Raw genomic sequence first — 14,723 nt, 5'->3', positions numbered from 1 at the left:
CGGGCAAACGTGCCTGGCACGCTGTCTCAAAAATGAGCCAATTACCGGGATATGGCGAGCTTATGAGTCACCGTGCCTGGCACGCTGACTCTGGCGGCGTGGCTCGTTTATGGAGTTATGGTACATCACAAGTGCCATTGCTTCCGTTTTTTGTCGGTTATTGTCGAGTTATCGGAGTTATGGCGCATTGCATGTGCCAAGTTGCATGCTTCTTGCCAATGTCTCGCTAGCTGGCGATTCCTGACGACTTACCCGAAGCGATGCGGTTGCTGATGGCGATGCCGATGAGAGCCGCGAGGACGCCGATGATTGCGCCGGCGAGTACGTCGGTGGGGAAGTGTACGAAGAGGTAGAGACGCGAGAACGCGATGGCAACCGCCATGACCCAGGCGGCGATCTTCCAACCGCGGGCGATAGGCGCGCGCGTGATCACGGTGGCAGCGAGGAACGAGGAGAGCGTATGGCCCGAGGGAAACGAGAAGTTGGCCGGAGCCGCGATGAGGAGCATGAAGCTGGGGTCAGCGATGAAGGGACGGGGACGGGCGACGAGGTTTTTGATGCCAAACTCGCAGATGGCCCAGGTGACGGCAAGGGTCACGAGCAACGTGATGCCCCAACGGCGTGTCTTGGGAAAGATAAGCAACAAGATGCCCACTATGATCCAAATCAGGCCATGATCGCCACATGCGGTGACGATGGGCATGAGTGCATCGAGAAACGGGCAGCCGAGCACGTTTTGGATGCCGTAGAGTATGGCGAAGTCCATGCGGGTCCTTTCGGGATGATTGCTGGCATTGTGCCATATGGACACGGTGATTGAAACGATGGAAGAAATGTCTGCCGGGGCGCGGGGATGTCCGCCGAGGCGTAGGGGATGCACGACCGGGGCTCAGAAGCCCATTCGCCCCGGTCGTGCATCCTCCAAGATTCCCGCATGCGCGCATTCCGAAAGGACACACGATGGAGAGGAGGGGAGGGGGAGTGGTAGTATGTGCGGCATCCATCGTCGTAGACTAGGAGTGCCCATGTACATAGCCGATTCGTACCTCGAAGAGCTCATCAACGAAGATGTCCCGAGTGTCGACCTAACCACGCACGTGCTGGGCATCGGCGGGCATCACGGCTGTATAGAATACTTCACGCGGGATGCGGGCGTGCTGTGCGGTACCGAGGAAGCCGAGCGCATCTATCACATGCTGGGTGCCGAGCGTGTCGAAATCCAGCCGTCGGGCACCCAACTTGCGCCCGGTGATGTCTTCATGCGCGTCTGGGGACGGGCAGAAGTCCTGCACATGGGTTGGAAGTGCTGCCTTAACATCTTCGAGTACTACAGCGCGCTGGCGACCAAGACGCGCGCCATGGTCGATGCAGTGCATGCGGAGAATCCCCGTTGCGAGGTGCTGACGACGCGCAAACGCATGTCGGGTACCAAGCCGCTCGACACGAAGGCAACGCTTGTGGGCGGCTCCTTCCCGCATCGCCTGGGGCTTTCCGAGACCGTGCTCGTATTTGCGCAGCATGTTGCGTTTTACGAGGGCGGCATCGATGCTCTCATCGCCGACATTCCCGAGCTCAAGGCGCGTTGTTGCGAGAAGAAGTTCTTCGTCGAAGCCGATGCGTCGGATGCGGTGCGCTTTGTCGAGGCGGGCGTTGACGGCATCCAGCTCGACAAGGTCCCCGCAGACGAACTCGCGCAGCTCGTGCGCACCCTCAAGGGCATCAATCCCCAGGTCACGGTTATCGCAGCTGGTGGCGTCAACATGGAGAACGCTCGTGCGTATGCGGCGAGCGGCGTCGATGGCATTGCGACGACCTGCCTGCACTTCGCCAAGCCGCTTGATATGAGCGCCCGCATGGTGGCGGATGCCTGACATGTCGATGGATGTCGCGGCTTCCGAGAGGGCACATGCGGTGCTCGAGCGCCTGCTTGCCGCACACGAGGCGTACTTTGACGTCGAGCACAACTACTCGTTTGCGGGACGCGATTTTGAGGGGTATGCCGAGCTGCATTCGAGCGCTTCGCAATACGTGCTGGTGAAACGTGCCAAGCTCTGGGAAACCACTTCCCACGAGTATCTGTTCTTTAAGCTCGTGGGCCATTTGGATGCCGGAACGTTCGACGAACTCGTGGCGTTCATGCAAGAGGAGGCCATTGCCAAGGTCTCGCTCGGGCCCGATCACATGAACTCGTTTCTCTCGCTCGTCATCATCGCTGATTCCATAGATGCGGGACTAGCGCGTCGCGTGCGCAAGACGCGCTTCCGCAAGAACTTCGCGCTTGGCCTCAAGGGCTGGGCTGACCTGCGCGTATGCGTCGTCTGTCTGGACGAGGGCGCGGTGCATGCCAACGCGATGGGGGCTGATATGGTGCCCACACTCGAGGCGAACGCCTTCTAGACGTATCCCTTGCCTCCATTGGTTCTCATAAGAATTAGCCGCGGTTAAATTTTTCTTCCATCTGTCGTCAAAAGTACTAAAATCCCCTGCATTAGCGGATGGACGAGAGGTGAGTTTCGATGAATGCAATGCTGATTCTGCTGGTCTCCATAGTGGTCCTGGTGCTGGGCTACATCTTCTATGGCGGGTGGCTCGCCAAGCAATGGGGTGTCAAGGCCGATCGCACCACGCCTGCCCACGAGTTCGAGGACGGACGCGATTACGTTCCTGCGCCGCCGTACGTTGTGCTCGGCCACCATTTCTCGTCGATTGCCGGCGCCGGCCCCATCAACGGCCCCATCCAGGCTGCCATCTTTGGCTGGGTGCCCGTGTTGCTGTGGGTACTCATCGGCGGCATTTTCATCGGTGCCATGCACGATTTCGGCGCGCTGTTCGCGTCGCTTCGGCACAAGGGCCAGACGCTTGCGACCGTCATCCAGGAAAACGTTGACGGCATGGCCAAGAAGCTCTTCTGCATTTTCGCCTACCTTACGCTCATCCTCGTGGTCGCGGCCTTTGCGTCCATCGTTGCCAGCACGTTTGCCGTTACTCCGGTTCCGGCCGACGCCGCCAAGGCTGCCACTGTCGAGATGACGAACCTCGCCAACACGCGCACCGCCATGATTTCGATGCTGTTCATCGTCGTCCGCGGTCATCTTCGGTCTGGCCACGCGCGGGCGTAAAATTCCCACGGCCATCAACGTGATTTCGGCAATCGTCATCATCGTGCTTGTCGTCACGCTGGGCTTCCTCTTCCCGGTCATCTCGCTCGACAATACCACGTGGATGATCATCATTGGCGTTTACATCCTACTCGCCTCGGTCGCGCCGTGTGGATCTTGCTGCAGCCGCGCGATTATCTCTCAAGCTACCTGCTTTACGGCATGATCGTGCTTGCACTCGTCGGCATCGTGGGATCGGGCATCGTGGGGAGGCTCGAGCGATCTGTCGATTCCCGCGTTCACCGGCTTCACCGCCGCTGCCGGCACGTCGAAGGTTGCGACGAGCGGTTTCCTCTTCCCGGCACTGTTCATCACCATCGCCTGTGGCGCCCATATCGGGCTTCCATAGCCTTGTGGCCTCGGGTACGACGTCCAAACAGCTCGATCGCGAGAGTCAAGCGCAACCTATTGCGTACGGTGGCATGCTGCTCGAGTGTCTGGTCGCCGTCATTTCGCTGTGCGCCGTGGCGTTCGTGTTCTCGGGGGTACATGGATGGCACCTACACCTCGCCCACGCAGGTCTTCGCGGCGGGCCTTTCGCAGATGCTCGGCATGATTCCGGGGCTTGCCGGTGCCACCGACATCGCGTACGCGCTGCTCATCCTTGCCGTTTCGGTATTTTGCCTGACCTCGCTCGACACGGCGACCCGCCTGGGCGCGCTACATGTTCCAGGAGCTCTTTACGCCGCAGGGGTGTCGAGATCAAGGACCTGACCGGATGGCGTCGCGTCGTGACCAATCCTTGGTTTGCGACGATTGTCACCGTCGTCCTGGGGCGTTGTGGCTCGGCATGACGGGCTATCAGCTCGTTATGGCCGCTGTTCGGTGCCGCAAACCAGCTTCTCGCCGCCTTGGGCCTGCTCGCCGTGTGCGCATGGCTCGGCAATGCGGGACGCAACAACAAGATGTTCTACGTGCCCATGGGCGTTCATGCTCATCGTGACGCTGACTTCACTTGTCATGACGCTGTACGCCAAATGCATGGCGCTTGCGGGCGGTGCGTTTGACGCGGCGACCATTCTGCAGCTGCTCATAGCGCTGCTGCTCATCATCTTGGCGGTCATTCTGGCCGTGAAGGGGCTCAGGACGATCTTCGGCGCCCACAAGGGCGCGTCGGGTGGAGACTCGGCGAATGCGGACGCGAAGGCGAATCCAGCTGACGAGCCCTTCGAGCATGCTGACCTGGGGTTTGAGGATTTGAACATATAGGTGGGAGCGAGAGGCCCCGGAGCGGAGGAATCTCTCCCGCTCGCAATGATGGAGAGCGGAGCCGTTCTTGCATCGCAAGGGAATCGTGCTAGAATAACCGCAATAAGTTGCACAAGATGTGCCAAGGGCCCGATTCCCTGGCACGGGCCTTATCCAGGAGGACGATTACCATGCAGCGCAGCGAACGGGGACAGTACGAGCAATTCGTCATCGGTGCCATCTCGATTCTCTCGAATCGCTTCAATCGCTTTGCCGATTCGCTGCATTCGGACATCACCTTCAAGCAGTGGTACCTCATGATGATGATCTCGCGCATGGAAGACGAGCCCAAGAACGTGCGCGACATCGCCGAGTTCACCGGCACGACGCGTCAGAACGTCAAGAAGATGCTCGCGGCACTCGAGGAGAAAGGCTATGTCACGTGCAGTCGCTCAAGCGCCGATGGTCGCGCCCTGGACGTCGAGCTTACGCGCAAGGCATACACGTACTTCTCCGATAACGGAGCTGCTGCGGAGCGCAAGATCGACGAGCTCTTCGCAAACGTGTCGGATGCCGAGCTCATGTCCATCGTAAAGGGAATCCAGAAGCTCACCGAGTGCCTGGACGAACTCGAAGAAGAGTAACTAGAGAACTTCAAGCCCCACTTCGCGCAGGTAACGGCCCTGATCGTCACGCTCGAGCACGTTATAGGAGACGACGGGCGTGCAACGCGTGCCTGCGAGCGCGTCCACAAAGCCTAGCGGAAAAGCAAGCGAATGCTCGTGCGTGCTCTCGATGTAATCGGTGCATCCGGCAGCCTGAAGGCGCTTACGGGCTATCTCGACGTCTTTGCCGAAGACTTTGCCCGATTTGAGGAAGAAGTCCTCTTCGTCAAAGCTGAAGCAGGGGTGCATATTGCGCCCGACCTCGTTCATCTGGCGCATCTCGCTGCGGTGCTTATTGTCGAGCGAGCAATAATGCATGCCGAAGGAAAGCCCCTCGTCCATCGCCCATAGCATGAGCTCGAGTGCGAGCTGTTCGCTGCCATCGATGGCCAGTCCACCGGAGTAGTTGTAGTCATACATGACGTCAAAGGGAGGATTGCGCAGTTCGAAGCCGCGCTTGGCGAACTCCTCCCAGCTATGGAAGGGGAAGCAGAACTCGAGAAGGTTCATGCCATCGATGCCCGCCTCGTCAAAGCGCCGCATCCAATCGCGCATCGCATCGTCTGTGCCGGGGATGATGGGCATCTCGACCATGACCGATGGGATGTACTCGGTGGCCATCTGCATATTGGCGAGCACGCGTTCGCGCTGTTCGTCGGTGTCATCCTGCTTGATCGAGAAGCGGATCTCGTCGAGCCCGGCATCACGCAGCTGCTCGGCCATCTCACGCGTGAGCAGGTCTCCCGAGGTGTACATGCGCTTGTGGGCGTCACCGAAGAGCTCATGCGCGCGGGCGAGGAAGGCGAGCGTATCGGCGAAGTTGAGCAGGGGCTCCCCACCGGTCAGGCCAACGACGGCCATCTTTCCGCCGGTTGATTGCGCAGCCTGTTGCATAACTTCTTCCCACGGGCAGCCTTCCTCGACGAACTTGTCGTAGTCGGCGAGGTTGTAGTTGAAGCAGAAGTAGCAATCTCGGTGGCATTTGAAGGTGGTCGAGAAGGTCTCGCTGCCGTTTGCGCCGGTACATTCGACGCAGGCGGGAGAGAGCCAACCCACGCGAATGCTTGCGCCGCCGTTGCGCATCTCGGCGCCTCGATCGGCAAGCTGTCTGCGCAACTCGTCGATCGCATCGTGACGCGCATCTGCATCGGCAAAGGTCAGGCCCCTTTCACACAGGGCCTCGATGTAGTTTTCCTCGGTGGCGGCTCGAAAACACGCAGGGCATTGCGTAATGACTGGTTGTTCATGAGGTTCCATATCCACATAGACGGCTTTCCACTGGCGATTATAGAGCCACCGAAGGGTGGCGTGGCGTGGAAAGTGCCGATATACTGTACGAGTTCGCGCCTGGGAGGGATGCGAAGACGCCCGCCATGCTCATGGCAGGCGCGGGAAGCCGCGCGAGCACTACGCGGCTTTTCTCGTATAGGCGCGGGTCTGCAGGAGGGCCGACCCGCACGAACAGGGGGAATTACATGAAACCTTATAAGACCGTGTTCTACAGCTTCTGCGTGGGCGGCGTTCTCGCCCTTATCGCGCAGGCCATCTTGTCGTTCTGGCAGTTTGCGCTGACCGGTACGCCGATGGAATTCTTCACGGGTGGTGCCACGCTGGTGAGCATGGGCCTCATCGGCTGCGTGCTCGGTGGCTTTGCGTGCTACCAGTACGTCGAGGAGTGGGCTACGTTTGGTGCCTTGTTGCCGTTCTCCGGCTTCGCGATGGCCGTCGGTATGAAGGGCGTTGGCCCATGGACCAAGGAAAACGCCTCGATGGGCAAGTGCATCTGGAATTGCGTGTGGTTCGTCATCTGGTTTAACGTCGTGTTCATGCTCGTGTGCGTCGTGATTGGTTACGTGTGCGGCATGATGGGCGTCCAGCCTGGCCAAAACCTGGGCGTGGCGAAGACCGAGGGCGGCATGCTCTTCTTCAACGCCCTGTGGGTGGGCGGCTTGCTCGCCGCGTTCTTCCAGATCCTATTCCTGGTCTGCAAGTCCATTACTTCCAAGACGACGCCGCTCCACATCCTGATGACGGCATGGATGTTGGGTGCGATTCTCGCGCCCTTCGGCATTTCCGGTGCGCTTGCGAACTTCGCCGGCCAGGGTTTTTCGGTCATGATCACCGTCGGTGGCTACAACACCTACAACATCGGCATGGACCTGTTCCTCGGTGGCGAGCATGCCATCGCCGGTCTGGTTCACCTGGGTTCCTTTGCGCTGGCCGTGTGTGGCCTGGCGCTCACGGCGCTGTTCACCTTCTGGATCTACAACGCCATCTTTGGCCGCAAGCCCATCAACGAAGTGCATGCCGAGAAGGCGCTGCATTCGCTCGAAGAGCTTGGTTATGACGCCTCCATGGTCAAGGTCGCCAAGGTCGAGGAGCAGGAGGGCTTCGACGAGGGGGCCGATGGCACGCCCATGGGCACGGGTGGTGCAGTCGATGCCAATGACGATGGCATCGTTGACGTAACTGGAGATGTTATCGATAAATAACAGGCTGCGTTTAGGCAGCTGGTTTTGGCGTCGAGGGCGCCCGCAATTCCTCAGAAGCCCATTCGGAATTGTCGGGTCCCTCGACGCTTTTACATAGCCGCAGGTAGTTGACGCAGAATGGATCCAGTGTAATAATGCAATAGGTAGCGTATGATGGTTAGCGATGGTAGTACGCGCGGCGCTCGAAGACGGGCTCGCAGCAGACGTTGATGCCGAGGTTTGCGTAGGTTTTCTCATCTGTCGAGGAGATGATGACCGAGAAATAGGCATCGCAGCCGCGTAGGGCCTCGGTTGCATCGATTGCCCTCTGGGCGAGAGGGTCGGTGGCCGAGCTGATGGAAAGGGCAATAAGTGTCTCATCTGAGTGGAGACGCGGATTGATGCTGTGCAGATGCTCGGTCTTGAGGTGGCAGATGGGCTCGAGGGCCGCGTCGCTCACGATATAGGTGCTGTCATCGATGCCGGCCACAACCTTGAGGGCGTTGAGCAGGAGCGATGAGGCAGCACCGAGGAGCTCCGAAGTTTTGCCGGTGACGAGCGATCCGTCGGGGAGTACCAGGGCGCCAGCGGGTAGGCCCGAGGCTTCCGCTTTGGCGAGCGCGGCCTGGTGAGCGGGGGAAAGGTCGACATCGACACCCGCGTCCTTCATGAGAAGCTCGAGCTTGCCGACTTCCTCTTTGCCGGTACCGACGCGTGCGAGTTGTTCGCGGGCACGGAAGTAGCGGCGTACGACCTCGTTACGGGCTGCATCGCTGCAGACCTCGTCGTCACAGATGCAATTGCCTACCATATTAACGCCCATATCGGTGGGGGATTGGTAGGGGCTCTCTCCCAGGATGCTCTCCATCATGGCCTTGAGCACGGGGAATGTCTCGACATCACGGTTGTAGTTGACGGCAATGCTCCCGTAAGCCTCGAGATGGAACGGATCGATGATGTTATTGTCCTCAAGATCTGCCGTGGCGGCCTCATAGGCGATGTTGACCGGGTGCTTGAGTGGGAGGTTCCAGACCGGGAAGGTCTCGAACTTGGCATATCCGCAGGTAACCCCATGCTTGTTCTCATGGTAGAGCTGGGAGAGGCACGTTGCCAGCTTGCCTGAGCCCGGACCGGGGGCCGTGACGACGACAAGCGGGCGCTCCGTTGCGATGTAATCGTTTTTTCCGAAGCCATCATCGCTCACGATATGCTCGATATCCGACGGATAACGGTCTATGACATAGTGGCGGTAGCATTTGATGCCCATGGACTCCAAGCGGCGCTGGTACGCCTCTGCATGGGGTTGGCCGGTGAATTGCGTGATAACGACGCCGCCGACGAGCAGGCCCATCTCGCGATATACATCCATGAGGCGCAGAACATCCTCGGAGTAGGCAATGCCGATATCCGAGCGATGCTTATTGCCCTCTATATGATTAGCATTGATCGCAATGACGACCTCTGCGTCATCGGCCAGGGTCATGAGCATGCGGACCTTGGAATCAGGCTCGAAACCAGGAAGCACGCGTGAAGCGTGGTAATCGTCAAAAAGCTTGCCACCGAACTCGAGATACAACTTGCCACCAAATTGCGCAATACGCCCCCTGATGCGAGCGGCCTGCATTTCGATATACATGTCGTTGTCGAATCCGATGTGCATGCCATACAACCTTCCACTCGAAATTTTTCATCATCATACACGACAGCCGAGACACGAAAAGCAGAGCGATGCGTTGAATCGGTTGGCGCGTCTCCACAAGAATCCACAAGAAAAGTGACCAAGATATTTTGGCAGAAATTCGGGTCCAACAGAGTACCAAACGAAGGAAGATTTTCAGTCTCAAAAAACGAGGCTTCAGAAGCGCGCCTATGGCACTTTTAGAGATTGATTGGCATCGAAACACAAAGAGCAGTCAGAGGGGCTGAGAAGCCAGTATTTTGCACGAGAGAGCAAATTCAAAATCTGGAAGCAGAAAGAGAGAATTTGAAAGCAAAATCTTTAGCTTGTACCAGTTGAAGATATGTTATTAAGTTGCATAAATAAGAGAATTTGAGAGTGGCAGAAAGATCTATGTGGAAAAAGACGAGAGGCCTGAATTATCTGATTTGGAAATAAAGGATTATCAACAAACAGATAATCAATATATACAAATTTGAGATAAAGAACTATCTGAGAACAGAATAATAGAGCATATGAAGTCTTATTTACTAACTGGTGCCAGTTAAAAATACGGAGATCCGTATCTATTATTTCATATTAAGAATATATAATTATCAAATTTGAGATAAATTAAATCAAAGCGAGCAAAATTTGTAATGAAGCGAAATTATTCAAATTAGAGATAAAACATTATCTAGATAAAGAATAAATCAATTCAGATTGGTAAAAGATTGAGTCTTGAGTTAATTAACTATTAATCAGATAAAGATTTATCAGAAGAAAGAATAATAAGATCGGATGGGAAATCAAAATCAGGAAGAGAAGAATAAGCAGGTACCAATAAAAAATATGCGTTGATTTAATCTAAAATAAGGATAAAAGAATTATCTAAAAATCAGTTAATGATATATCTATAAATGAGATAAAGAATTCGAAATTGAATGTTTTCGCGAGTTCGAAAATACAAACGGAAGCAAATTGGAATCCTGTTGAAAAAATTTTGAGGTCTTCTGAGGCACGAGAATCAATTTTGAGCCGTTTTAGACTCTGTTGGGTCTGTGAGTCCGAGACGGTTTTCCAGGACGTCTTGAGGCCCAAAATAATCGGTCATATTTTTGACATCCAAGATCGAAATTATTATCTAAATTGTAAATAAAGATTTTCAAAAAATGATTGAATCTGAATTTTTGGCTCTCATCCAAAACTTTATCATTAAGACAGATAAAGATACTTCAAATCAAAAAAGAGGCATATTAACTTAAATTAAGATAAAGATTTCTTTTCAAAACAGGCTAAATAATTCTACGTTAAGAATAATAAAGGCACCCCATCTTAATCTGATTAGTCGATAAAGTCTAACAGGGTTGTCTGAAAAATCAGGAATCGAGTTGTGATCGAATCATGAATCGGCTGTTACCCAAACTCTCCATTCACGATAAAAAATCTTTGCAGAAATCTGCTAGAAACGCTCAAATTTTAACGATAGCTATCGCGGGATTCTTCCCCCAAAACAAAGGCCTTAGAAGGGCTTAGAATCGCTTGTAGATATACCGTGAAAGCAAGCATCGATTTTGTATAGAAAAATGTATATATTGCCTGATAAATCGCTGATATCATCAATTTGCTAACCAGGCGATAACACAGCTAAATCAGGCGTTAGCGCGGCTACCGAATCCCCTTCGCTATGCGTCTTGAAAATCGGGCCGTGAAAACCACTCAGAAGCCACAGAAAGCGTCAAGCTATCAATTTGTATTTTTTATAGATTTGCGTATATCACTTGGTATATAATCTCAAAGACTTTAGATGAGTCAGATCGTCTAGTTACTCGCCAAGAATGTTCTCAAAAATGTAGGTTAGGTGGTTGAGTTGAGTTCAAAAGTCAAACAGGCGAACTTCCGTTTACCCCTCGAGTACATGTCGATGATTGATGATTTCGCGCATCGCGAAAACATCACCAAGGCGGCTGTCATCACCCGCGCCCTGGATTGCATGCAGGCATCGTACGACTCGGGCAACAACGGAATGCCCGTCACTGATTCCGGCTCGGGTATTTCCGAGCAGGAATTCAACGATCTTAAGAATCAGCTGAAGCAGGCGGAGGAGCGCGCGCAGGCCGCAGAGTAGCGTGCGAACGATGCCGTTTTGGCTCGCGATGCCGCCGAGGCGAAGGCTCGCGAAGCGGTGGCGGATGCAAGCGTTGCAGCCCCCATCGTTGCCGCAGTCAACTCCGTTTCGGACGACGAGATCGAGCGCCTCAAGGCACTGGTTGCCAAGCAGGAGGCAAGCCTCGAAGAGAAGACAAAGGCGCTTGCCGCCAAGGAAGCCGAGGTCGCAGCAAAGGAGGCGCAGATTGCCGAGCGTGACGCTCGCATCACGTCTCTGAGCGAGCAGCTCGGTGCGGCAAATGCCAAGGCTCAGCTGGCCGCCACCGCTCAGACCGTGAGCGTCGCACCCATAGATGGTGGTGGTTCACCCGGAGAAGATTCAACCCGTGCGCTGACCATGCTTAACATGCTTGGCGGTGTCATGGGTGCATTCCAGCAGCAGGTCGACGACGCTCGCCAGGTGGGTGAGCAAGAAGGCCGCTCGGCTGTTCAGAAAGAGCTCGAGGATATGATCAATAGGGCTCGCAACGATGGTTATCGTGACGCAATGACATATCTCGATGACCGTGTCACAACCGCACGTGAGTCTGGGGCCAAGGAGGAAAGAGCACGTATCGCCAACATGGGATTCTTCGAACGCCGCCGTTACCTCAAGATTCACTTAGCCTAAAGGAAGCATCAAACACACACCAGGTTTCACCACTTACCACGACTTCCGCACTTCCCTTACAACCTTCCAGCGACCCCGGATCCACCTACCGGGGTCGCTGTTTTTATGCCTGCAAGCGCTCAAGGCGGCAGGCATTTTTGTCTCGGCGTGTCATCTCGACCGGAGGTGCCGTAAGGCACCGGAGCGGAGAGACCTCGTGGGTGCTCGGGGCATGAGATTTCTGGGCTATGTTTCAAAAAGTGTGTCCGGCGGGACATCACTGACGGTACCTCGTCGGCATGTGAAACTCGTTCCAGTCGATGGCCTTCCCATACCTCTCCGGGCTTCCATCCGAATGCCGGCCCTCGCCCGAGACGGTTGCGAAAAGCCCGTCGACGTCTTCGTCCCTCGGCATGCGGCGCAGGATCTCCGCCGGGCTCTCGGGCTCTTCGGTGTGCATGTAGCACCACCACATGACGGCCTTCACGCGGTGCAGCAGCGGCAATCCCCGATGCAGCCTGAGCATCTCCCTCAGTTGCGCGTTCAGGCTCTCGATCGGGTTGTTGGTGGAATCCCAGCGCCCGCCGCGCTCCCTTTGCATCTCGATGAATGTGAAAAGCGTCCCTTCCTTCACCAGGCGGTTGAGGCTTCCCCTGGCCCGCCGCAGCCTCTCGTGCGTGTAGACCCTCCTGCCGTCTTTCACCGTGAACTCCTTCAGGAACTCGCTCCAATCGGAGCACCACTGCGCGTAGTCGACGAGCCACTCCCTCATCGCGTCCTCGTCTTTGGCCCTCGTCAGGCGGTTCGCGATGCCCAGGAGCTCGCGGCCGCACTCGAGCTTGGGACTCTTGGTCGTGTAGCGCTTGACCTGGCGCGCGGCATGCACGACGCAGCGCTGTATCCTGGTGCCGGGCCATACGGTGCGCGCCGCCTTCGCGAGCCCGGTGGATCCGTCCGACACCACCAGCATCGGAGCGGGTATCCTCATCATCAGCGCCGCCCAGGAGCTCGAGCACTCCCTTTGCGCCAGGTGCCATGCGATCACGTGCTCCTTGGAGCGCGCGACGAGCACGACGGCGTCGTGGGAAAACCAGATGCCGTCGAGAAAGACCGTGTCGAAGACCTCGCCGGTGAAAGGGGCGATGGGCCAAAGCTCCCAGAACCCGGCGCACTTTCGCCAGAAGGTCGACCTGCTGTATCCGAGATCGGCGATCGACCTCTTGGAGAGGATCCAGGCAAGGAAGGCCCGGAGCAGCTTGGCGGCGTTGTCAATCCTTCTCGTCTTGGAGGCACCGCACGACTTGCACCGCCAGCGCTTGGTCCCTGCCTTCGTGTATCCGTTCCCCTTCATCTCGCTTCCGCAAACGTCGCATCTCGGGCTACTCAAGGCGTCATCCTGTCCACTAGGCAACTTTTCCCTTCGGAAAGCTTGCCTGAACAGGCACGTCAAGAGGAAAGCGGACACACTTTTTGAAACACCTTCGAGTTGGGCGATTCCAACTCAAGGACCTGATTTGCTTGTGTTCAACTGGGGTAACGGGTCTTATTCGGACACACTTTTTGAAACATAGCCCAGATTTCTCCACTCCGGCGCTGCGCGCCTCCGGTCGAAATGACAAAGGGGCGGGCTTCGCTGCGCTCGAAATGACAGGGGTGGTTTTTGTCATTTCGACCGAAGCGAGCGCAGCGAGCGGAGTGGAGAAATCTCCCACGTCGAGCATCAGCAAGGGTTCTCGAAGCATGTGGGAACGCTACTTTTTGGCTCGTGTCGGTGACTCGATACTGTAATTAACTGGTACCAGTGATAGCGAAACGAAACGTTCTGCGCGAAAGGGAAATGAGAGTAAAAACGATGATAGTGATAGGTCGATTTTGGGGTTTTCGAGTGTCTGCTTTTGCTATTCATGGGGCCTCGGGAGCGCAGATATATCGATGAGAATGTCGGTCAGTTCAGGCGTGCGAATGGGGTCGCGACTGCTGTATCGGGAGCTGATTTTGAGTCTGAAATCATGACGTGTCGACGCCGAAATCAGCTCTCTGTTTGAGCGACTCGTGGTGGAGAGCAAAAGCGAAATTGGCGGCGCGGACGGATCGCGGAAGTCTGCTGAGACTCCCGCGATTTCGTTTCAGGTTCCGCGCCAGCAAGTTTATGAACCGATTTTATTGGAGCGTGGGTTCCGCGCCCCGGCGCGGAAATGAGCGCTGAATTGCCGCGCGGCGCCGCGGTCGATTTTTGAGGCGCGGCGAGGCATACGGAGGATGGATTGGGACGTGTGGGTGCTTGGTGGTTTTCGGAGGTGTGTTGGTCGCTGGCGCGTGGAGAATATGGCTCATGGGTACCATTGTCTTAGGGGTGGCTGCTGAACCGAAGTGACCAAGATACTTGAAGTGAGCAGGGAAGGGGAACTCGAGGCGCTATCTTGGTCTGATGATGAGGATTCAAAGGGATTGCGATAAGTCGGTTGAAGCGTCTGAAAAAGTCCGGATTGAGTTGAACCGCTATAACGAATCGCCTTAAGTGAGGGAAGAAGTGGGCGGGTTTGAGCAAATCGCTATATGCAGGATGCAATTTGGGATTGCGTGATTGGGTTTTTAGGAACCTGTGGAGGTACGGATGGGTCGCGTAGATGTCTCCCGGGTCCATTTTTGGCTCTGGAGCGAACGGCTTGGTTTCCTTACGTAACAAGGACGAAAAACGATGCCTTAGAATCGATTCTAAGGCGTTTTGCCCGTATGACAGGTATCCGAATGTGCCAGAAGAACATAAAAGGGCTTAAAACGCCTTAAAATGCGCCAAATGTCTCTCAGGCTTGATTTGGAAGCTTT

15 protein-coding genes are annotated in these 14,723 nt (G+C 55.7%); 11 read left to right on the top strand and 4 right to left on the bottom strand.

What is annotated here, in order from left to right; all coding sequences use genetic code 11:
• Positions 1-226 precede the first annotated feature (226 nt).
• Positions 227-766, bottom strand: a complete 540-nt coding sequence (locus OIM11_07490; protein ID HJJ00970.1) for a phosphatase PAP2 family protein — start codon at positions 764-766, stop codon at positions 227-229.
• Positions 767-1,025: 259 nt separating this feature from the next.
• Here OIM11_07490 and modD point away from each other — a divergent pair, with 259 nt between their 5' ends.
• The 8 genes from modD (at position 1,026) to OIM11_07450 (ending at position 4,990) form a co-directional block, all read left to right on the top strand.
• Positions 1,026-1,871, top strand: coding sequence for a ModD protein (gene modD / locus OIM11_07485; GenBank protein ID HJJ00969.1), 846 nt, complete (start codon positions 1,026-1,028; stop codon positions 1,869-1,871).
• 1 nt (position 1,872) lies between these two features.
• Entirely contained in the window at positions 1,873-2,397 is a 525-nt protein-coding gene (locus OIM11_07480; GenBank protein HJJ00968.1) for a hypothetical protein, read from the top strand.
• 119 nt (positions 2,398-2,516) lie between these two features.
• Positions 2,517-3,119, top strand: a complete 603-nt coding sequence (locus tag OIM11_07475) for a hypothetical protein (protein ID HJJ00967.1) — start codon at positions 2,517-2,519, stop codon at positions 3,117-3,119.
• 19 nt (positions 3,120-3,138) lie between these two features.
• On the top strand, positions 3,139-3,324 hold the full coding sequence (locus tag OIM11_07470) for a hypothetical protein (GenBank protein HJJ00966.1): 186 nt from the start codon (positions 3,139-3,141) through the stop codon (positions 3,322-3,324).
• A gap of 6 nt (positions 3,325-3,330) precedes the next feature.
• On the top strand, positions 3,331-3,507 hold the full coding sequence (locus OIM11_07465; GenBank protein ID HJJ00965.1) for a hypothetical protein: 177 nt from the start codon (positions 3,331-3,333) through the stop codon (positions 3,505-3,507).
• Between the two features lie 140 nt (positions 3,508-3,647).
• Positions 3,648-3,872 carry a hypothetical protein gene (locus tag OIM11_07460; GenBank protein HJJ00964.1) on the top strand — a complete coding sequence of 75 codons (225 nt, stop codon included), beginning with the start codon at positions 3,648-3,650 and terminating at the stop codon, positions 3,870-3,872.
• A gap of 216 nt (positions 3,873-4,088) precedes the next feature.
• A complete protein-coding gene (locus OIM11_07455) occupies positions 4,089-4,367 on the top strand; it encodes a hypothetical protein (protein ID HJJ00963.1) in 279 nt (92 codons plus the stop codon).
• Between the two features lie 170 nt (positions 4,368-4,537).
• Entirely contained in the window at positions 4,538-4,990 is a 453-nt protein-coding gene (locus OIM11_07450; protein ID HJJ00962.1) for a MarR family transcriptional regulator, read from the top strand.
• Here OIM11_07450 and OIM11_07445 read toward each other — a convergent pair whose 3' ends face one another.
• On the bottom strand, positions 4,991-6,268 hold the full coding sequence (locus OIM11_07445; protein ID HJJ00961.1) for a radical SAM protein: 1,278 nt from the start codon (positions 6,266-6,268) through the stop codon (positions 4,991-4,993). It abuts the gene before it with no gap.
• A 218-nt stretch (positions 6,269-6,486) separates the two neighbouring features.
• On the opposite strand from OIM11_07445, the gene OIM11_07440 reads away from it, so the two are divergent.
• Entirely contained in the window at positions 6,487-7,503 is a 1,017-nt protein-coding gene (locus OIM11_07440) for a SpoVA/SpoVAEb family sporulation membrane protein (GenBank protein ID HJJ00960.1), read from the top strand.
• 157 nt (positions 7,504-7,660) lie between these two features.
• Here OIM11_07440 and OIM11_07435 read toward each other — a convergent pair whose 3' ends face one another.
• Positions 7,661-9,142, bottom strand: a complete 1,482-nt coding sequence (locus tag OIM11_07435) for a DUF1846 domain-containing protein (protein ID HJJ00959.1) — start codon at positions 9,140-9,142, stop codon at positions 7,661-7,663.
• 1,867 nt (positions 9,143-11,009) lie between these two features.
• Between OIM11_07435 and OIM11_07430 the strand changes: the two genes are divergently transcribed.
• Complete coding sequence (locus tag OIM11_07430) at positions 11,010-11,267, top strand: hypothetical protein (GenBank protein HJJ00958.1); 258 nt, start codon at positions 11,010-11,012, stop codon at positions 11,265-11,267.
• Positions 11,268-11,285: 18 nt separating this feature from the next.
• Positions 11,286-11,918 (top strand): hypothetical protein, encoded by a 633-nt coding sequence (locus tag OIM11_07425; GenBank protein HJJ00957.1) that lies wholly within the window; start codon positions 11,286-11,288, stop codon positions 11,916-11,918.
• 256 nt (positions 11,919-12,174) lie between these two features.
• Here the strand turns inward: OIM11_07425 and OIM11_07420 are convergent, their stop codons facing one another.
• Positions 12,175-13,362, bottom strand: coding sequence for an IS1249 family transposase (locus tag OIM11_07420; GenBank protein ID HJJ00956.1), 1,188 nt, complete (start codon positions 13,360-13,362; stop codon positions 12,175-12,177).
• Between the last annotated feature and the right edge of the window lie 1,361 nt (positions 13,363-14,723).

The sequence above is a fragment of the Coriobacteriaceae bacterium genome (assembly GCA_025992705.1).
GTDB lineage: Bacteria > Actinomycetota > Coriobacteriia > Coriobacteriales > QAMH01 > QAMH01.
The sequence above is the reverse complement of the archived record's forward strand: the minus strand, read 5'-3'. Positions and strand labels throughout refer to the sequence as shown.

What these genes read in the sequence shown, in the direction of transcription:
- OIM11_07445 (HJJ00961.1), bottom strand. Translation starts at nt 6,268, where the DNA reads ATGGAACCTCATGAACAACCAGTCATTACGCAATGCCCTGCGTGTTTT.
- OIM11_07490 (HJJ00970.1), bottom strand. Translation starts at nt 766, where the DNA reads ATGGACTTCGCCATACTCTACGGCATCCAAAACGTGCTCGGCTGCCCG.
- OIM11_07480 (HJJ00968.1), top strand. Translation starts at nt 1,873, where the DNA reads ATGTCGATGGATGTCGCGGCTTCCGAGAGGGCACATGCGGTGCTCGAG.
- OIM11_07440 (HJJ00960.1), top strand. Translation starts at nt 6,487, where the DNA reads ATGAAACCTTATAAGACCGTGTTCTACAGCTTCTGCGTGGGCGGCGTT.
- OIM11_07460 (HJJ00964.1), top strand. Translation starts at nt 3,648, where the DNA reads ATGGATGGCACCTACACCTCGCCCACGCAGGTCTTCGCGGCGGGCCTT.
- OIM11_07455 (HJJ00963.1), top strand. Translation starts at nt 4,089, where the DNA reads ATGCTCATCGTGACGCTGACTTCACTTGTCATGACGCTGTACGCCAAA.
- OIM11_07450 (HJJ00962.1), top strand. Translation starts at nt 4,538, where the DNA reads ATGCAGCGCAGCGAACGGGGACAGTACGAGCAATTCGTCATCGGTGCC.
- OIM11_07435 (HJJ00959.1), bottom strand. Translation starts at nt 9,142, where the DNA reads ATGCACATCGGATTCGACAACGACATGTATATCGAAATGCAGGCCGCT.
- OIM11_07475 (HJJ00967.1), top strand. Translation starts at nt 2,517, where the DNA reads ATGAATGCAATGCTGATTCTGCTGGTCTCCATAGTGGTCCTGGTGCTG.
- modD (HJJ00969.1), top strand. Translation starts at nt 1,026, where the DNA reads ATGTACATAGCCGATTCGTACCTCGAAGAGCTCATCAACGAAGATGTC.